The 19,073-nt window shown below is 60.3% G+C and carries 16 protein-coding genes; 6 read left to right on the forward strand and 10 right to left on the reverse strand.

Annotation, left to right across the window (positions count from 1 at the left end; genetic code table 11):
• Positions 1–92: 92 nt before the first annotated feature.
• The 3 genes from trpC to E4P00_RS08755 are packed head-to-tail and all read right to left on the reverse strand — an operon-like array spanning position 93 to position 2,572.
• Positions 93–923, reverse strand: coding sequence for an indole-3-glycerol phosphate synthase TrpC (trpC, locus tag E4P00_RS08745; RefSeq protein WP_248131202.1), 831 nt, complete (start codon positions 921–923; stop codon positions 93–95).
• Positions 920–1,969 (reverse strand): anthranilate phosphoribosyltransferase, encoded by a 1,050-nt coding sequence (gene trpD, locus E4P00_RS08750; RefSeq protein WP_032879199.1) that lies wholly within the window; start codon positions 1,967–1,969, stop codon positions 920–922. Before trpD ends, trpC begins: the two co-directional genes overlap by 4 nt.
• A 9-nt stretch (positions 1,970–1,978) precedes the next feature.
• Positions 1,979–2,572, reverse strand: a complete 594-nt coding sequence (locus E4P00_RS08755) for an aminodeoxychorismate/anthranilate synthase component II (RefSeq protein WP_032879198.1) — start codon at positions 2,570–2,572, stop codon at positions 1,979–1,981.
• A 410-nt stretch (positions 2,573–2,982) separates the two neighbouring features.
• On the opposite strand from E4P00_RS08755, the gene estP reads away from it, so the two are divergent.
• Positions 2,983–4,905, forward strand: a complete 1,923-nt coding sequence (estP, locus tag E4P00_RS08760; protein WP_032879196.1) for an esterase EstP — start codon at positions 2,983–2,985, stop codon at positions 4,903–4,905.
• Positions 4,906–4,965: 60 nt separating this feature from the next.
• Here estP and trpE read toward each other — a convergent pair whose 3' ends face one another.
• The 4 genes from trpE to E4P00_RS08780 form a co-directional block, all read right to left on the reverse strand.
• Positions 4,966–6,447 (reverse strand): anthranilate synthase component I, encoded by a 1,482-nt coding sequence (trpE, locus tag E4P00_RS08765; protein WP_005792028.1) that lies wholly within the window; start codon positions 6,445–6,447, stop codon positions 4,966–4,968.
• Positions 6,448–6,516: 69 nt separating this feature from the next.
• Entirely contained in the window at positions 6,517–7,335 is an 819-nt protein-coding gene (locus tag E4P00_RS08770) for a phosphoglycolate phosphatase (RefSeq protein WP_148854051.1), read from the reverse strand.
• On the reverse strand, positions 7,332–8,006 hold the full coding sequence (gene rpe / locus E4P00_RS08775) for a ribulose-phosphate 3-epimerase (protein ID WP_078822472.1): 675 nt from the start codon (positions 8,004–8,006) through the stop codon (positions 7,332–7,334). Before rpe ends, E4P00_RS08770 begins: the two co-directional genes overlap by 4 nt.
• An 84-nt stretch (positions 8,007–8,090) precedes the next feature.
• Entirely contained in the window at positions 8,091–9,239 is a 1,149-nt protein-coding gene (locus E4P00_RS08780; RefSeq protein ID WP_078822473.1) for an iron-containing alcohol dehydrogenase, read from the reverse strand.
• A gap of 183 nt (positions 9,240–9,422) precedes the next feature.
• Between E4P00_RS08780 and E4P00_RS08785 the strand changes: the two genes are divergently transcribed.
• Complete coding sequence (locus tag E4P00_RS08785; protein ID WP_032879192.1) at positions 9,423–10,397, forward strand: alpha/beta hydrolase family protein; 975 nt, start codon at positions 9,423–9,425, stop codon at positions 10,395–10,397.
• A gap of 58 nt (positions 10,398–10,455) precedes the next feature.
• Here the strand turns inward: E4P00_RS08785 and E4P00_RS08790 are convergent, their stop codons facing one another.
• Genes E4P00_RS08790 through E4P00_RS08800 form a run of 3 tightly spaced genes read right to left on the reverse strand, consistent with a single transcriptional unit; the run spans position 10,456 to position 12,921 of the window.
• Positions 10,456–11,223 carry a TerB family tellurite resistance protein gene (locus E4P00_RS08790; protein WP_078822474.1) on the reverse strand — a complete coding sequence of 256 codons (768 nt, stop codon included), beginning with the start codon at positions 11,221–11,223 and terminating at the stop codon, positions 10,456–10,458.
• 1 nt (position 11,224) lies between these two features.
• On the reverse strand, positions 11,225–11,899 hold the full coding sequence (murU, locus tag E4P00_RS08795; RefSeq protein WP_248131204.1) for an N-acetylmuramate alpha-1-phosphate uridylyltransferase MurU: 675 nt from the start codon (positions 11,897–11,899) through the stop codon (positions 11,225–11,227).
• Positions 11,896–12,921 carry a phosphotransferase gene (locus E4P00_RS08800; RefSeq protein ID WP_216090384.1) on the reverse strand — a complete coding sequence of 342 codons (1,026 nt, stop codon included), beginning with the start codon at positions 12,919–12,921 and terminating at the stop codon, positions 11,896–11,898. Before E4P00_RS08800 ends, murU begins: the two co-directional genes overlap by 4 nt.
• A 130-nt stretch (positions 12,922–13,051) precedes the next feature.
• On the opposite strand from E4P00_RS08800, the gene E4P00_RS08805 reads away from it, so the two are divergent.
• Genes E4P00_RS08805 through rsmA form a run of 4 tightly spaced genes read left to right on the forward strand, consistent with a single transcriptional unit; the run spans position 13,052 to position 18,966 of the window.
• Positions 13,052–15,856 carry an LPS-assembly protein LptD gene (locus tag E4P00_RS08805; protein WP_248131206.1) on the forward strand — a complete coding sequence of 935 codons (2,805 nt, stop codon included), beginning with the start codon at positions 13,052–13,054 and terminating at the stop codon, positions 15,854–15,856.
• Positions 15,837–17,171: a peptidylprolyl isomerase gene (locus E4P00_RS08810; protein WP_143508490.1), complete on the forward strand. Its 1,335-nt coding sequence runs from the start codon at positions 15,837–15,839 to the stop codon at positions 17,169–17,171. Before E4P00_RS08805 ends, E4P00_RS08810 begins: the two co-directional genes overlap by 20 nt.
• Positions 17,168–18,157 carry a 4-hydroxythreonine-4-phosphate dehydrogenase PdxA gene (gene pdxA / locus E4P00_RS08815; protein ID WP_078822479.1) on the forward strand — a complete coding sequence of 330 codons (990 nt, stop codon included), beginning with the start codon at positions 17,168–17,170 and terminating at the stop codon, positions 18,155–18,157. Before E4P00_RS08810 ends, pdxA begins: the two co-directional genes overlap by 4 nt.
• Entirely contained in the window at positions 18,154–18,966 is an 813-nt protein-coding gene (gene rsmA, locus E4P00_RS08820) for a 16S rRNA (adenine(1518)-N(6)/adenine(1519)-N(6))-dimethyltransferase RsmA (protein WP_005792048.1), read from the forward strand. Before pdxA ends, rsmA begins: the two co-directional genes overlap by 4 nt.
• The last annotated feature ends 107 nt before the right edge of the window (positions 18,967–19,073 follow it).

Raw genomic sequence — 19,073 nt, forward strand, 5'->3', positions numbered from 1 at the left:
ATAGCGGTGTGTCAGCTACACAGAGGTTGGCTGACCCGCCGCTATCGCAGGCAAGCCAGCTCCCACAGTTTCGAGCGTATTTCACATCAATCCTATGTCGAACTGCTGATCGTCGTACCGCGCTCCGGAAAGAACAGGCGCTGCAGTTCTGCTCCCGGGTTCTCGGCGCGCATAAATGTCTCGCCCACCAGGAATGAGTAAACGCCGCTGATTTCCATCAGTTCCACATCGGCACGGTTGACGATGCCACTCTCGGTAATCACCAGGCGGTCGCGAGGAATACGCGGCAACAGATCCAGGGTATTTTCCAGGCTGACTTCAAAGGTATGCAGGTTACGGTTGTTGACCCCCACCAGCGGGGTGTCGAGGGTTTTCAATGCGCGCTCCAGCTCATCGCCGTCATGCACCTCAACCAACACATCCAGGCCGACACTTTTGGCCACCGCCGCCAACTCCGCCATCTTCACGTCATCCAGCGCCGAGACGATCAGCAATACGCAGTCGGCGCCCAGAGCACGGGCTTCGACGATCTGGTACGGGTCAACCATGAAATCCTTGCGGATCACCGGCAACTTGCACGCCGCGCGAGCTTGTTGCAGGAATAGGTCGCAACCCTGGAAGTAGTCGATATCGGTCAACACAGACAGACAAGTCGCCCCGCCCTTCTCATAGCTGACGGCGATTTCAGCTGGTACGAAGTTTTCGCGGATCACGCCTTTGCTCGGCGAGGCTTTCTTGACCTCGGCGATCACTGCCGGTTGCTTGAGCTTGGCCTGGGCGATCAGAGCATTGGCAAAGCCACGCGGCGCATCAGCAGTTTTAGCCTGCGCCTCAAGCTCAGCCAGGCTCACACGGGCGCGGCGTTCGGCCACTTCCTCGGCCTTGCGGGCCAGGATCTTTTCCAGAACGGTTGGCACACTCATCCCTCATTCTCCATCTTGAATACGGCAGTGAATGCACCCAGCTCTTCGAGCTTCTCTCGAGCCAGACCGGTGTGCAGCGCATCGTGGGCCAACGCGACACCTTCCTTAAGACTATAGGCATGGTCGGCTGCGTAAAGTGCCGCGCCAGCATTCAGAACGATCATTTCCGCAGCTTTCTGACCGTTTTCGGTTTTGCGACGCCCCAGGGCATCGCGAATCAGTTCCAGCGAAGCTGCCGGGCTCTCCACTGCCAGACCGTGCAAACTCTGGCTTTTCATGCCCAAGTCTTCAGGCTCGACCCAGTATTCGATGACCTCGTCGTTTTTCAGCTCTGCAACAAAGGTCGGCGCCGCCAGGCTGAACTCGTCCAGGCCGTCTTTGGAATGCACTACCAGCACATGCTTGCTGCCCAAGCGTTGCAAGACTTCGGCCAGCGGCCGGCACAACGCCTGGCTGAACACTCCCACCACCTGATGCTTCACACCGGCCGGATTCGTAAGCGGGCCAAGCATGTTGAACAGGGTACGCAGGCCAAGGTCCTTGCGCGGGCCGGCCGCGTGTTTCATGGCGCCGTGATGAGATTGGGCAAACATGAAGCCGATGCCAACGCTGTCGATACAGCGCGCGACTTGCACAGGCGTGAGGTTCAGATAGATGCCGGCCGCTTCCAGCAAGTCGGCACTGCCGCTCTTGCCGGACACCGCGCGGTTACCGTGCTTGGCAACGGTGCAACCAGCGGCGGCCACCACGAAGGATGACGCTGTCGATACGTTGAAAATATTCGCACCGTCACCGCCGGTGCCGACCACATCGACGACGCCGTCGAGGGTCTTGAGCTCAACCTTGTCCGCCAGCTCGCGCATCACCGAGACCGCGCCGACGATTTCGTCGATGCTCTCGCTCTTCATGCGCATTGCCATCATAAAGGCGCCGATCTGCGCGTCAGTGCATTGACCGGTCATGATTTCGCGCATCACATCGCTCATTTCAGCGGTGCTCAGGTCCAGATGGCCGACGATACGGCTCAGGGCAGTCTTGATATCCATGAAAAGTCCTTAGCGCGTGCCGCCGCTCTGCTTGAGAAAGTTGGCGAACAGCTCGTAGCCCTGCTCGGTCAGGATTGATTCAGGGTGAAACTGCACCCCTTCGATGTTCAGTGTCTTGTGACGCAGGCCCATGATCTCGTCGACCGAACCGTCTTCCAACTGGGTCCAGGCGGTCAGTTCCAAGCATTCAGGCAAGGTGTCACGCTTGACCACCAGCGAGTGGTAACGGGTCACCGTCACCGGCATGTTCAGGCCTTGGAATACACCAAGGTCCTTATGAAACACCGGGCTGGTCTTGCCATGCATCACCTGACGCGCACGCACCACATCGCCGCCAAACGCCTGACCAATGGACTGGTGACCCAGGCACACGCCCAGGATCGGCAGCTTGCCGGCGAAATACTGGATGGCTTCCAGCGAGATACCCGCCTCGGTCGGCGTGCAAGGGCCAGGCGAAACCACAATGCGCTCAGGGTTCAGGGCGGCGATTTGCGCAACGGTGAGTTCATCATTGCGCACCACCTTGACGTCCGCGCCCAGCTCGCCCAGGTACTGCACAACGTTGTAGGTAAAGGAATCGTAGTTATCAATCATCAGCAACATGTGGGTTCAAACCTCTTGAATTCACTGATTTCAAATGACCGCCTTCCAGAAGGGTAACCCGCTGCCAAACGCACGTTCCGGTTGCCGGGGTTGGCCGGCAAGGGGCGTCAGACACAGGGTGAAGAAGGCAGATCGGTACAGGTCCGGCCAGGCCGGCAGAGAAAAATGTCAGGCGCGCCAACGCCAACGGGCGTGTGCCTTGACTACTCGCATCAAGAGTTTGCTGATGATCAACACGGGGAGGGTCTCATTCATACGTTCAGGCACAGTAACGTAGCCTCGCCAGCGGTGCAATATGGAGCAGCAAATACGGGGGCCTGCGTAGGCGCATTCCGCATATCCCTACAGAAAATGCCGGAAGTTTTGCTAGTGTTTCGTTTCCTGCATAAAAACAACCAAATGGAATTCTCATGCTCAAACCAGCGTTTTTCACACCCCTTGCCGGCTGCCTCTTGGCACTGGCCTGCACCCAAGCCTTTGCCGCCCCGTCACCTTATTCAGCCATGGTGGTTTTCGGCGACAGCCTGGCCGATGCAGGCCAGTTCCCCGATGGTTCGAATGGCTCGACACTACGTTTTACCAACCGGACAGGTCCAAACTTCCAGGGTGAGTACGGCCTGGTTTCATCAACCCTGTTGGGCACCAAACTGGGTGTGGCCCCCAACGACTTGAATGCCTCCACCTCACCGGTTCGGGCGGCCCAAGGCTTGCCAGATGGAAGCAACTGGGCGGTCGGTGGCTACCGCACCGATAACATCCTGGACTCTATTACCTCGGTCTCCAACGCCGCGATCCCACCCGGAAATCCTGGCGGTGGCACAGTGTTGCGCAGTCGCCAGGGCTATCTACCGGCTAACGGCGGACGAGCCGACCCGAACGCGCTCTACTTCCTTTCCGGTGGTGGCAATGACTTCCTTCAAGGCCGCGTGCTCAGCCCCGCGCAAGCAGTCGCCGCAGGCGGGAGACTGGCCGACAGTGCCCAAGTGCTGCAGCAAGCCGGTGCGCGTTACATCATGGTGTGGATGCTGCCCGACCTGGGGCTGACGCCCGCCATCAACGGCACCCCACAGCAGGCCGCGACCTCTGCCCTGAGCAATATTTTCAACCAATCGCTGGTACAGCGCCTGTCGCAAATCGATGCCCAGGTTATTCCACTGAACATCCCGCTGCTATTGAACGAAGCCTTCGCCGATCCTGCGCGCTTCGGCCTCGCAACCGGGCAAAACCTGACCGCCACCTGCTTCAGCGGCAACAGCTGCACCGCCAACCCGGTCTATGGCATCGGCGGTACCAACCCGGACCCGACCAAGCTGGTCTATAACGACTCGGTCCACCCCACCGTAGCCGGGCAACAGCTGATCGCCGACTATGCTTACTCGCTGCTCGCAGCGCCCTGGGAGCTGACCTTGCTGCCGGAAATGGCCCAAGGCACGTTGCGCGCCCATCAGGACGAACTACGCAACCAATGGCAAGCAGACAACGGCCACTGGCAAGCCGTCGGCCAATGGCGCGCAATCGTGGCCGGCGGCGGTCAGCGCCTGGACTTCGATGATCAGAGCAGTTCAGCCAGTGGTGACGGCAGCGGCTATAACCTGAATATCGGTGGCAGCTACCGGCTTGATGACAATTGGCGTGTGGGCGTTGCAGCCGGCCTGTACCGGCAGACACTCGAAGCCGGGGCCAGCGACTCGGACTACAAGCTCAACAGCTACATGGGCACGGCATTCGCGCAATATCAGCACAATCAATGGTGGGCCGACGCCGCGTTAACGGGTGGCAAGCTGGACTTCGACAGCCTCAAACGCAAGTTCGCCCTGGGCGTCAACGAAGCGTCCGAGAAAGGCGACACCGACGGTTGGCTCTGGGCCTTGAGCGCTCGCTTGGGTTACGACCTTGCTGCACCGGGTAGCGATTGGCACCTGTCACCCTTCGTCAGCGCCGATTACGCACGCGTCGAAGTGAATGGCTACTCGGAGAAAAACAGTCGCTCCACCGCACTGACCTTTGATGACCAACAACGCGACTCCAGGCGCCTGGGCGTCGGCCTGCAAGGTAGCTACCGCATCACCCCGCAAACCCAGGTATTTGGCGAAGTGGCCCACGAGCATGAGTTCGAAAATGACACCCAGAAGGTGAACATTTCGCTCAACAGTGTTCAGGGGATCGACTTCAAGCTGGACGGCTACACGCCTCGCAGCAACTCTGACCGTTTGAGCCTTGGGGTCAGCCACAAACTGACTCAGGAGCTGGCGTTGCGGGCGGCATATAACGTGAGGAAGGATGACAACCTGACCCAGCAAGGGGTCAATGTGGGGGTGAGTCTGGATTTCTAAATACCACGCAAAACAAATGTGGGAGCTGGCTTGCCTGCTCCCACACTTTTTATTCCAGCTTTAGTCTTGTGGGGTTTGCTCTGCCAGCGCCACAGCACGAAACATCGCCCGGCGCTTGTTCAAGGTTTCTTCCCACTCAAGGGCCGGCACCGAGTCCGCCACAATCCCGCCACCGGCCTGTACATGCAGTTCGCCATCCTTGATCACCGCGGTGCGGATCGCGATCGCAGTGTCCATATTGCCGTTCCAGGCGAAGTAACCGACGGCACCGCCATACACGCCACGCTTGACCGGCTCCAGTTCGTCGATGATTTCCATCGCACGGATTTTCGGTGCGCCCGACAAGGTGCCCGCCGGCAAAATCGCGCGCAGTGCATCCATCGCCGTCAGCCCGGCCTTCAGTTCGCCAGTCACGTTGGACACGATGTGCATCACGTTGGAGTAGCGCTCGATGACCATCTTCTCGGTCAACTTCACCGAACCGATTTCTGAAACACGCCCGGTGTCATTGCGCCCCAGGTCGATCAGCATCAGGTGCTCGGCGATTTCCTTGTCATCGCTGAGCAGGTCTTCTTCCAGCGCCAGGTCTGCCTCTTCGGTTGCGCCACGTGGGCGTGTGCCGGCAATCGGGCGTACGGTGATCAGGTTATCTTCGACACGCACCAGCACTTCCGGCGAGCTGCCCACCACGTGGAAGTCGCCAAAGTTGAAGAAGTACATATACGGCGTCGGGTTGAAGCACCGCAGCGCACGGTACAGGTCGATCGGCGCGGCCTTGAAGTCGATGGACATGCGTTGCGACGGCACCACTTGCATGCAGTCACCGGCGAGGATGTATTGCTTGATGGTATCGACTGCGCGCTCGTAGTCATCCTGCGTAAAGCTGGAGCGAAACACCGGGTCGGCCGCAGGTGGGCGGCTCAGGTCAAGGCCGCGACGCGGGGTGATCGGCTGGCGGAGTTTTTCCAGCAGCGCCTGCAGACTGGCCTGGCCTTGCTCGAAGGCATCCGCTTGAGCAGGGTCGGCAAGGACAATCGCATGCATCTTGCCGGCAAGGTTGTCGAACACCACTACTGCGTCGGAGACCATCAGCAAAATGTCCGGCACACCCAATGGGTCTGGGTTCGGACATTTCCCAAGACGCTTTTCGACATAGCGCACGCAGTCATAGCCGAAATACCCCACCAGGCCACCATTGAAACGCGGCAGGCCGGCAATGGTCGGTACGTTGTAGCGCGCCTTGAAAGCTTCGACGAAGGCCAGCGGGTCTTCAACGTCATGGCTTTCAATCTCTACGCCATCGTGGGTGATGCTGACATGATGGTCGTGCACGCGCAGCACTGTGCGGCATGGCAGGCCGATGATCGAGTAACGGCCCCATTTCTCGCCGCCCTGTACCGATTCGAGCAGGTAAGAGTTGGGCGCATCGGCAAGCTTCAGATAAATCGACAACGGCGTGTCGAAGTCGGCCAGGGTTTCGCAGGCCAGGGGAATACGGTTATAGCCGGCAGCGGCCAAACGCAGGAATTCTTCACGGATCATGGGGGAGCCTCGTGGCTTGAGGGTCAAACGGTCAGGTAGGCAAACGTGCCGCAGCGCGGCGAGAATCAGTCAGGCGCGCCAACGCCAGCGGGCCAGGGCCTTGATGACTTTCATCCAGAGTTTGCGAGTGACCACCACGATGGCGTTTCCAGAAGGGGACGGATCAATGTCGGGCAACGTTATCTCAGCGCCCGCTCCCAGGCAACCGGGGATTAGCAGGCGCAGATCATCAATCACCAGCGCCGGCGACTCTTCGGCAATCGGGCGCCCGTGGTTGTAGCCGTAGCTCAAGGCTACGCACTGCACGCCTGCAGCTTTTGCCGCCAGTACATCACTGCGCGAATCGCCGACAAACAATGACTGGGACGCCGGGATATTCGCCATTTTCATCACAAAGAACAGTGCAGCCGGGTCAGGCTTTTTCTGCGGCAAGGTATCGCCACCGATGATCCAGCGAAAATAACGGCCGATTTTCATCTGGTCCAACAGCGGCGCGACAAAGCGCTCCGGCTTGTTGGTGATCAAGGCCATTTCCACGCCCTGCTTGCTCAGCCATTTGAGAGTGTCACGCACGCCGGGGTAGACCACGGTGAGTTCGTGGCCGTTTTCGTACGCGACATTGAACAGTTCCAGAGCGTGCTCGGCTTCCACCTCATCGACACCCGAAGCGTCGATATTGTTGGCCAGGGCTCGGCGCACCAGCATCGGCGCGCCGTTGCCGACCCACTCGCGCACCGACTCGACCCCCGCCGGCTTGCGCCCCAGTTTGAGCAGCATCTGGTCCACCGCCGCTGCCAGGTCAGGCACCGAGTCGATCAGCGTACCGTCCAGATCGAACATCACCAGCCGTGGCAGCTTGCCGGGGAACAGCTGCTCGAAGCCGCTCATGGACGCGTCAGCGCCAGTTCGGCACGCATCGTGTCGATGACGGCCTGGTAGTCCGGTGCGTTGAAGATCGCCGAGCCTGCCACGAAGGTATCGGCGCCGGCGGCAGCGATTTCACGAATATTGTTGACGTTGACCCCGCCGTCGATCTCCAGGCGGATATCGCGCCCTGAGGCGTCGATCAGCGCTCGCGCTTCACGCAGCTTGTTCAGGGTGCCCGGGATGAATTTCTGCCCGCCGAAACCTGGGTTGACGCTCATCAGCAGCACCATGTCGACCTTGTCCATCACGTACTCAAGCACGTTCAGCGGAGTGGCCGGGTTGAACACCAGGCCCGCCTTGCAGCCGCCTTCGCGGATCAGTTGCAGGGTGCGGTCGACGTGCAGCGTGGCTTCCGGGTGGAAGGTAATGTAGGTCGCGCCGGCCTCGATGAAGTCACCGACGATGCGGTCCACGGGGCTGACCATCAGGTGGGCGTCGATCGGCGCGGTGATGCCGTATTTGCGCAGCGCTGCGCAGACCATCGGGCCTATGGTCAGGTTGGGTACGTAGTGGTTGTCCATGACATCGAAGTGCACGAAGTCGGCACCCGCGGCCAACACCTTGTCCACTTCCTCACCCAGGCGGGCGAAGTCGGCGGAGAGAATCGATGGAGCAATGACGAAGGGCTGCATGACGCACCTTTTTTGAGCTAAATCACGATGGCGCGCATTGTATACCTCATGCTTTGCTGCGCGCACCGTGACCTAACTCAACGGTTAGTAAGCCGCCCGGTAGATTTTCTCGATATCGGCCGCACTGAGCTGACGCGGGTTATTGCGCATCAGGCGCTCGATACCCGCAGCTTCCGTGGCCATGGCCGCAATGGCGTCTTCGGGCACCCCGAAACTGCGCAGCCCGGCGGGAATCTCGACAGCGGCGCACAGTCGCGTCATAGCCTCCACCGCGCGGTCGGCAGCCTCGCTGACACTCAAGCCCGTCACATTCACGCCCATGGCTTGGGCAATATCCTGCATACGTTCGACGCAGGCCAACTTGTTCCAATGCATGACGTACGGCAGCAACAGCGCATTGCTCACACCATGGGCAATATTGAAACGCCCGCCCAGCGGGTAAGCCAGCGCATGCACGGCACCGACTCCGGCATTCCCGAATGCCATGCCGGCCATGAGGCTGGCGGTCGCCATGTCATCACGGGCCTGCAGGTTGGCCGGGTTGGCGTAAGCCTTGGGCAGCGCGTTGGCAATCAGCTTGATGGCGCCGATGGCCAGGGCGTCGGTGATCGGCGAGGCGTTCAGTGACAGATAGGACTCAATGGCATGCACCAAGGCGTCCACACCACTGGCCGCGGTGACACTGCGCGGGCAGGTCAGAGTCATTTGTGGGCTGATCAGCGCGACATCCGGCAGCAGGTAGTCGCTGACGATGCCTTTTTTCAGCTGTGCGGCCTTGTCGGAGAGGATCGCCACATTGGTCACCTCCGAACCGGTGCCCGCCGTGGTCGGGATGGCGATCAGCGGCGGGCCCTTGCGCGGCACCTGGTCGACCCCGAACAAATCCGCCAGCGCACCGTGGTAGCCGGCATACGCCGCCACGCTCTTGGCGATATCGATGGCACTGCCGCCGCCCACACCAATGAGGCCGTCATGCCCGCCTTCGCGGTACGCACGCATGCAGTCTTCAACGATGGCGATTTCCGGGTCGGGCAGTACGCGATCGAAGATTTCGTAAGCACGATCGCCCAGCTGTTCGAGGGCCAGGGCCACAGTGCCAGACTTGACCAGGGCCGCATCGGTGACGATCAGCGGGTTATCCACATCCAGCCGGGTCAGTTCCGCGGCCAATTGCTCGATGGCGCCCGCGCCGGTCAGCAGTTTATGGGCGATCTTGAATGAGGAAGTACTCATGTGCGCGGCCTCTTATGAATGATGGGCTGGCACAAGAATAGCTGCCCATCGCGTGTTGTCTGCCATTCACTGGTTGAATGGTCATCGCCGATAACCTGCTGGCAGAAAACCACGCCCCACATCACTGACAAATACTGACCAACCCATTAGGCTGCTCACATCACTTATGGCCGGAAATTAACGATGCTTTTTCTCCACCGTTCGGCACTGCCAACGTTGTGCCTGTCGCTACTATGTGCCAGCGCCCTGCCTGCTCACGCCGCCGACGCGCCCGCGCCCGCTGCCGAAAAACCTGCTGAGCGCCAACCTCTGCCCGAGCGCAGCCAGTCGCAAGCCAGCGCTCTGGAGCGCCAGATTCCGCAACCGGAACAACAACAGCTGCAAGCCGGTAGCGATTCGTTCCTGGCCCTTTGGAAACCCGCCAACGGCGCAGAGGCCGAAGGTGTGGTGATTATCGTACCGGGCGCCGGGGAGAACGCCGACTGGCCGCAAGCAATCGCCCCCTTGCGGCGCAAGTTACCGGATGCGGCCTGGGGCACCTTGAGCCTGTCACTGCCGGACGTAAATGTAGACACCTTGCCGCCACGGGTCATCGAACCGCCAAAAGCTGCGGTCGACACCAGCAGCAAGGACGGCAGCACGGCTGCCAAACCTGTCGAACAGGCCGCCAGCGCCGAGGCCGAAGGTACTGATCCGGCGGTGGTGCCGGATGCGGATGAACAGGACAAGACCGACGCCAAGCGCATCTTCGACCGCATCGACGCCGCCGTCGCCTTCGCCCAGACCCAAAGCGCCCGCAGTGTGGTGCTGCTCGGCCACGGCACCGGTGCCTGGTGGGCCGCACGTTACCTGAGCGAGAAACAGCCATCCCAGGTGCAGAAGCTGATCATGGTGGCCGGGAAGACGCCGGCGGCTCGCCAACCGGACCTGCAACAACTGGCGCCGAGCTTGAAGGTGCCCACGGCGGATGTGTTTTATCAAGACACACCCCAGGAACGCAAAAACGCGCAGGAGCGTATCCAGGCGGCCAAGCGCTCGAAGAATGACGGTTACAAGCAGGTATCGCTCACGGCGTTGCCCGGCAATAGCGCAGCAGAGCAGGAACAGTTGTATCGGCGGGTTCGCGGATGGCTCAGCCCGCAGGGCGGCGCAGACTGATCATGTCTTCGAACCTGTTGCAGAAACAATGTGGGAGGGGCCTCTCAGGCCGACAGCCTCAGCGAAAATCCCGACGCTCGCGAATCAACGCATAAGCGTTATGCAGCTCCCGGGTGCGTTCGGTGGCTTCACGCACTTGTGCAGGGCTGGCGCCCGTGCCGGCGATCTTGTCCGGGTGGTGGCGGCTGAGGAGGCGACGGTAGGCGCGTTTGATCACCGAGGGCTCAGTGGTCGCCGTCACACCCAGAACCCGCAACGCCTCCTGATAGGCTCCACCACGATTGGCCAGCGGCTTGCGCTGCGGCGCGTAATCGGTTGCCAGTGCCTGGAGTTGTTGCGGCGTCCAGCCCAGCCATTTGCCCCACAGGTCGATCAGGTCGCGCTCGGCGTCATCCGCCCGCCCGTCCGCCCAGGCCATGCGCCAACAGGCACGTAGCACGCCTTCCGCCGCATGGGGTTGCGCCTTGAGCACACGCAGGTAGCTACGCACACGGTCGCTGCCAGACTTGCCCCGGTTGAAGGCGCTGATAGCGCGACGCTGGGCCGGCTCGGACATATCCAAGGCGCGCATCTCCTGACGCGCCTGCTGGATATGCCCATCCACAACCCGGCCGTTACTCTTGGCCAACCGCCCCAACAGCACAAACAACAGTTCGTCGTTGCGCAACGCCGGGCGCCCGCCCAGGCGTTCGCGCAACTGCGCCCAACTGTGCAGTTGCAGGCGACGATCCAGCGCCTGCCCCAGCAATGCACCCAACAAGGCCCCCGGAATACTGGCAATGGCAAAGCCAGCCCCGGCGCCGATCAGCGTCCCTGGCCACAACATCCTACTGCTCCGCTGTCAGCAAGGTTTCGACTTGCGCCAGACGCTTCAGCGTCCCGACATCCACCCAGCGTCCCGTCATGTGCTCCCCCGTTACCAGACCTTTAGCCATGGCCGCACGCAACAGCGGCGCCAACTTGAAGGCACCGGCGCTGCAACCCGCGAACAATTTGGGGTCGAGCACTGAAATGCCACTGAAGGTCAGGTTATCGGCACCGGGCGTGGCATCATGAAGCAGACCTTTATCCAGGTAGAAATCCCCGCCTGACGGGTGGTGCTCAGGGTTGTCGACCATCACCAAGTGCGCCAGGCCCTGGATCGGCTGCCCGAGGCGGGTAAAATCGTAGTCAGTCCAGATATCGCCATTGACCACCAGGAAGGGGTCATCCCCCAGCAGCGGCAACGCCTGGAATATCCCGCCCCCCGTTTCCAGCGGCTCCCCCTCCGGCGAGTAGCGGATGCGCAGCCCGAACTGGGCGCCGTCACCCAAGTAGTTTTCAATCTGCTGGCCAAGCCAGGCATGGTTGATCACGATCTCGGTAAAGCCGGCCTTCGCCAAAGCTTCAAGGTGATACTCGATCAACCGCTTGCCGCCGGCTTGCACCAGCGGCTTGGGCGTATGCAGGGTGAGCGGACGCATGCGCTCGCCCTTGCCCGCCGCAAGGATCATCGCCTTCATACAATGGCCTCGGCGGGCTGGCGCAGGCTGGCGAGCAGTTCGCCCAGGTCGCTCAACTCGGGTCGGTCGGCGAGCACCGCGTCTATATAAGCAAAGAAACGCGGCACGTCGGCCAGGTAGCGCGGTTTGCCGTCACGGTGGCAAATACGCGAAAAAATACCGATGACCTTGAGATGACGCTGCACGCCCATCAGGTCGCTGGCGCGCAGAAAGTCTTCGAAGTCGTCCTGCACCGGGATCCCCAACCGCCCGGCGCGCTGCCAGTAGCCGTGCTGCCATTCACGCACACGAGCTTGGGGCCAACTGAGGAAAGCGTCCTTGAACAGGCAGGTAATGTCGTAAGTCACCGGGCCGTAGACTGCATCTTGAAAATCCAGTACGCCAGGGTTCGGTTCACTGATCATCAGGTTGCGCGGCATATAGTCGCGATGCACCAGCACCTTGGGCTGCGCCAGGGCACTGTCGATCAATTTTTCGCTGACGCGTTGCCAGAGGGCTTGTTGCTCAGCGTCGAAGTCGATCCCCAGGTGACGGCGCACATACCATTCCGGGAACAACTCCAGCTCGCGACGCAACAAGGCCACGTCGTAGCTGGGCAATGGTGCGTCCATCGGCAATTGCTGGAAAGCCAGCAGCGCATCGATGGCATCGGCAAATAATTGATCGGCATTTTCAGCGTCAATCACATCCAGATAGGTTTTTCTACCCAGGTCATTGAGCAAAAGAAAGCCACGAGGCAAGTCTTCTGCATAAATTTTTGGCACATTTATTCCTGATTTCGCCAGTAAATGCGCGATATCGACGAAAGGTTTGCAGTTTTCCTGGGGGGGTGGCGCGTCCATTACGACGAACGTATGGGCACCGCCCTCCCACCGGAAGTAACGCCTGAAACTCGCGTCGCTGCTGGCCGCGGTCAATGTGGCCGGGGGTACGGGACCCCAGTCCTGAGCGTTGAAGAGGATCGGCAACTGCTCATCCAGCCAGACTTCCAGCTGTTGTAAACGTAGATCTTGCTCGGGCATTACAAGGGTCTCCGACGGCGCTAGCCGTCAAGCGGGGCATGCTTTATTATCACGCATCTTTTTCAGACCATCGAGAGGCGTGCGGCCCAAACCGCGGGCAGATGGCACGCAGGAAGCCCGGACTAATAAGATGGCATTGAAATCCCCCGCGTTTCGTAGAAAATTTCCGTTGCTGGTAACCGGCAGTCTGCTGGCCTTGCAACCTTTCGCCACCTCATTCGTGGTCGCCGCGGAACAGTATGACTGCTCAGTCTCTGCTTCGGGTGCCTGGGATTGCGCGCCGAAGACCGCCGCAGCCCCATTGCCACCGCGCCCGGTGCATGACGGTTCTGCCGTCAGCTCGGCCAACGGCACGCCGCAAGGCAAGGCTGGCGGCAGCGTCGACGCCGAGCCCAAGACCGTGCTGGTCACCGAATCCAAGGGCCGTGGCCTGCGCTCGCGCAGCGCCGACTACAGCCACCTGGACTGGGTGCCTCGCGACAAGCTGACTGCTGCGCAGCTGGCCGAGACCGGCCCTTACTGCGGCGGTGCCTACATCGAGCCGACTCGTCCTGGCATGAACGACAAGACGGACAAGAGCGATGCGCCGACCTTCATCGGTGCCAAGGCCTCGCGCTACGAGCAGGAACAGCAGGTCGCCACCCTGGCCGGTGACGTGGTCATGCGCCAGGGCAGCATGCAGCTTGAAGCGGACGAAGCCAGCCTGTACCAGGCCGAGAACCGTGGCGAGCTGAACGGCAAGGTGCGACTGCGCGACAACGGCGCGCTGATCGTGGGCGACCATGCCCAGGTCCAGCTCGACACCGGCGCCGCCCAGATCGACAACGCCGAATACGTGATGCACAAGTCGCGCATTCGCGGTAACGCCCTGTACGCCAAGCGTGCCGAGAACGCGATCATCCGCCTCAAGGACGGTACGTACACCACCTGCGAGCCGGACAGCAACGCCTGGCAGCTCAAGGGCAACAACATCACGTTGAACCCGGCCACCGGTTTCGGTACGGCCACCAACGCGACGTTGCGGGTCAAGAACATCCCGATCCTGTATACCCCGTACATCTACTTCCCGATCGACGACCGTCGTCAATCCGGCTTCCTGCCGCCGAGCTTCAGCACCGGCAGCGAGACTGGCTTCACGCTGGTAACGCCGTACTACTTCAACCTGGCACCGAACTACGATGCCACGTTGTACCCGCAATACATGACCAAGCGCGGCTTGTTGATGGAGGGCGAATTCCGCTACCTGACCAAGTCGAGTGAAGGGCAGTTTGGTGGGGCGTATCTCAACGATGACAACGATGAGCGAAGCAAGCAGACCGACTCCGAAAAAACTCGCTATATGCTCAATTGGCAGCATAGAGGTGGGCTGGATTCACGCTTGTCGACACTGGTTGATTACACCAAGATCAGCGATCCGTTCTACTTCCAGGACTTGAAGTCCTATGAGGAAGGCGTTGAGAGTCAGGACTTCCTGAACCAGCAGGGCACTGTGAGCTACCGTGGCGACAGCTATCAAGCCGCTGTTAACTTGCAGTCGTACCAACTGGCGACGATTTCCCAGATCACTCCGTATGATCGACTACCGCAAATTACATTTAACGGTACCCTCCCGTTTCAACCGGCTGGGCTGAATTTCTCCTATGAGACCGAAGCAGTCAGGTTTGATCGTGACTTGCGTAGTGGCAGAGTGCTCGACAAGGATGGCGGTCCATTCGACCCTGTAACAGGCCTTCTCGGTGAAAAGCGCCTGGATGAAAACGTAACAGGTCTGACCCGTGCAAACGGTACTCGACTGAACGTTGCACCAGCTGTCTCTTACCCGATGAACTGGAGCTACGGCTTTATCACGCCGAAGTTAAAGTACGTCTATACCAAATACGATTTGGATCTTGATGGTACAGGTAAAGATCAAATGGCCAAGGCTGGCCAGACATTTAACAGCTCACAAGATCGCTCTGTACCTATCGCCAGCATCGACAGCGGCCTGTACTTCGACCGCAAAACCAATTGGTTCGGCAAAGACTACAATCAAACCCTCGAGCCTCGTGCGTACTACCTGTACGTGCCGAATAGAGACCAAACCGAGATCCCGGTCTTCGACACCAGCGAGAATTCGTTCAGCTATTCCTCCCTGTTCCGGGATAACCGCTTCAGCGGCTCCGACCGTATCGGTGACGAGAACAAGCTGTCCTTTGGCCTTACCAGCCGCTGGATCGAGGAAAATGGCTTTGAGCGCCAACGCGCCTCCATCGGCCAAGCGGTGTACTTCAAGGACCGTGAAGTCCAATTGCCAGGCGTCGACGCCAAGACGCGGGATGATGCGCACTCAAATGTTTCTCCAATCGCATTGGAATACGAGTTCCGCTTCAACCGCGACTGGCGCGCTACTGCCGACTACAACTGGGATACCGAGACCCATAGCCCTCGCTCCGGCAGCGCAATGTTCCACTACCAACCGGAAGACAACCCGAACAAGGTCGTCAACCTCGGCTACCGCTATCGCAACGACCAGGTGGTCTACAACCAGCTGACCGGCAAATGGCAGTTTGGTGGTGACTTCGGCCAGGAAGGCGAGAAGGACTTCGTGAAGGATTACTACAAAATCCAGCAACACGACTTCTCGATGATGTGGCCGATCGTTCCCCAGTGGAACCTGATCACCCGCTGGCAGTATGACTATGCCCGCAACCGCACCTTGGAAGCCTTCGGTGGTTTCGAATATGACAACTGCTGCTGGAAACTGCGCGTCATCAACCGTTACTGGGTTTCCAACGATGAATACACGCAGCTCGCCCCTCAGAACGAAAAGGGTGACCACGGGCTCTTCTTCCAGATCGTCCTCAAAGGACTCGGCGGCCTGACTGGCGCCAAGGTAGAGAGCTTCCTCGAAAAAGGCATTGAAGGTTATCGTGAACGTGAAGACAAAGCTTTCTGAGTGTTTGCGCCCGCTAGTGCTGGGCGCGCTGTTCCTGGGTACTGTTTCGGCACACGCCGCGGTTCAACAGCTGGATAAAGTTGCGGCCATCGTCGACAACGACGTGATCATGCAGAGCCAGCTGGACCAACGGGTCAAGGAAGTTCAGCAAACCATCGCCAAGCGTGGCGGTGGTGTGCCGCCGACCAGCGTCCTGGAACCCCAGGTACTGGAGCGTCTGATCGTCGAAAACCTGCAGTTGCAGATCGGCGAACGTTCCGGCATCCGGATTTCGGACGAAGAGCTGAACCAGGCCGTCGGCACCATTGCTCAACGCAACAACATGAGCATTGATCAGTTCCGCGCCGCCCTGGCTCACGATGGCTTGTCCTATGAGGACGCCCGCGACCAGATCAAGCGCGAGATGATCATCAGCCGTGTGCGCCAGCGCCGTGTGGCCGAACGGGTCCAGGTATCGGAGCAGGAAGTGAAGAACTTCCTGGCCTCGGACCTTGGCAAGATGCAGCTCTCCGAAGAACTGCACCTGGCCAATATTCTTATTCCTACCCCTGACGCCGCCAACTCCGAGCAACTGAATGCCGCTGCGGCCAAGACCCAAGCGGTGTACGACCGCCTGAAAGCCGGTGCTGACTTTGCCCAGACCGCCATTGCCGTCTCCGGCAGCGATAACGCACTGGACGGCGGTGACATGGGCTGGCGTAAAGCCGCACAGCTGCCGCCTCCGTTCGATCGCGAGCTGAGCTCCATGGAAGTCGGCGGCATCACCCAACCGGCACGTACCCCAGGTGGCTTCATTATCCTCAAGCTGCTGGGCAAGCGCGGCGGCGAGACCTCGCTGAAAGACGAAGTACACGTTCGTCACATCCTGGTCAAACCAAGCGAAATCCGTACCGAGGCACAAACCAAGGAACTGGCGCAGAAGATCTACGACCGCATCGAAAGCGGTGAAGACTTCGCCACCCTGGCCAAAAGTTTCTCGGAAGACCCTGGTTCTGCCCTTAACGGCGGCGACTTGAACTGGATCGACCCGAAAGCCCTGGTGCCCGAGTTCCAACAGGTCATGGCCGACACACCGCAAGGCGTATTGTCCAAGCCGTTCAAGACTCAATACGGCTGGCATGTCCTGGAAGTCCTTGGCCGTCGCGCCACCGACAACACCAACCAGGCCCGCGAGCAGCAAGCCCTGACCGTGCTGCGTAACCGCAAATACGACGAAGAGCTGCAAACCTGGTTGCGTCAGATCCGTGACGAAGCCTACGTAGAGAACAAGCTGCCAGGCGCCGAGCAAACAGGCACCGACCAGGCAACCCAGTGAAACCCCAGCGTTTCGCGGTGACACCCGGCGAGCCGGCCGGCATTGGTCCAGACCTGTGCCTGCTGCTCGCCTCGCAACCTCAGCCACACCCCCTGATTGCCATTACCAGCCGCGACCTGCTCCTTGAGCGGGCCGCGCAGTTGGGCGTGGCTGTCAACTTGCTGGAAGTGGCACCGGGCAATTGGCCGGACCTGCCCGCCCCGGCCGGCAGCCTGTATGTATGGGACACCCCTTTACAGGCCAAGGTGGTCGCCGGGCAACTGAACAAGGCCAATGCAGCCTTTGTGCTGGAAACCCTGACACGCGCCGGGCAAGGCTGCATCGACGGCGACTTTGCCGGCATGATCACCGCGCCCGTGCATAAAGGCGTGATCAACGAATCCGGCATCGCGTTTTCCGGCCATACCGAATTCCTCGCCGAGCTGACCCATACCGAACAGGTCGTGATGATGCTGGCGACCCGTGGCCTGCGTGTTGCGCTGGTGACCACACATCTGCCACTGCGCGATATTGCCGACGCCATCACCGCCGAGCGCATAGAGCGCGTCACGCGCATCCTGCATGACGACCTGCAACACAAATTCGGCATTGCCCGACCGCGTATCCTGGTCTGCGGGCTAAACCCCCATGCCGGTGAAGGCGGCCACTTGGGCCATGAAGAAATCGACATCATTGAACCGACCTTAGAGCGCCTGCGCCAAGAAGGCATGGACCTGCGCGGCCCATTGCCTGCAGACACTCTGTTTACCCCCAAATATCTGGAGCACTGCGACGCAGTGCTGGCGATGTACCACGACCAGGGGCTGCCCGTGCTGAAGTACAAAGGCTTCGGTGCTGCAGTCAACGTGACACTGGGCCTGCCGATCATCCGCACCTCCGTCGACCATGGCACTGCCCTGGACCTGGCGGGCAGCGGCAAGATCGATACCGGCAGCCTGCACGTAGCCCTGGAAACCGCCTATCAGATGGCCGAGACCCGTATATGACTGAGCATTACCAACACCGGGCGCGCAAGCGCTTCGGACAGAACTTCCTGCACGACGCGGGCGTGATCGACCGCATCCTGCGCTCCATCCACGCCAAGCCAGAAGACCGCCTGCTGGAAATCGGCCCGGGCCAGGGCGCGCTGACCCAAGGCCTGCTTGCCAGCGGCGGGCAACTGGACGTGGTGGAACTGGACAAGGACCTGATCCCGATCCTGAACCAGCAGTTCGCTGGCAAGCCCAACTTCAACCTGCACCAGGGTGATGCGCTGAAGTTCGACTTCAATAGCCTGAATGCCGCCCCCAATAGCCTGCGGGTGGTGGGCAACCTGCCGTACAACATCTCCACACCGCTGATTTTCCACCTGCTGAACAACGCCGGGATCATCCGCGACATGCACTTCATGCTGCAGAAGGAAGTGGTGGAGCGCCTGGCCGCAGGCCCTGGCGGTGGCGATTGGGGCCGTTTGTCGATCATGGTCCAGTATCATTGCCGCGTGGAGCACCTGTTCAACGTCGGCCCGGGCGCGTTCAACCCGCCGCCGAAGGTTGATTCAGCCATCGTACGCCTGGTGCCGCATGCCGTGCTGCCCCACCCAGCCAAGGATCACAAGCTGCTGGAGCGCGTTGTGCGTGAAGCGTTCAACCAACGCCGCAAGACGCTGCGCAACACGCTCAAGGCCCTGCTGAGCAACGCTGAAATCGAAGCTGCCGGTGTCGATGGCAGCCTGCGCCCCGAACAGCTGGACTTGGCCGCGTTCGTACGCCTGGCTGACCAACTGGCGATTCAGCCAGCTCCGACAGAAGGATAAGGCTCAACGCGATCCAATGTGGGAGGGGGCTTGCTCCCGATAGGGGAGTATCAGTGGATACATTTTCAACTGACACATCGCTATCGGGAGCAAGCCCCCTCCCACAT

Origin of the sequence: Pseudomonas sp. B329 (assembly GCF_023127835.1) — a bacterium.
Taxonomy (GTDB): Bacteria; Pseudomonadota; Gammaproteobacteria; order Pseudomonadales; family Pseudomonadaceae; genus Aquipseudomonas; species Aquipseudomonas synxantha_A.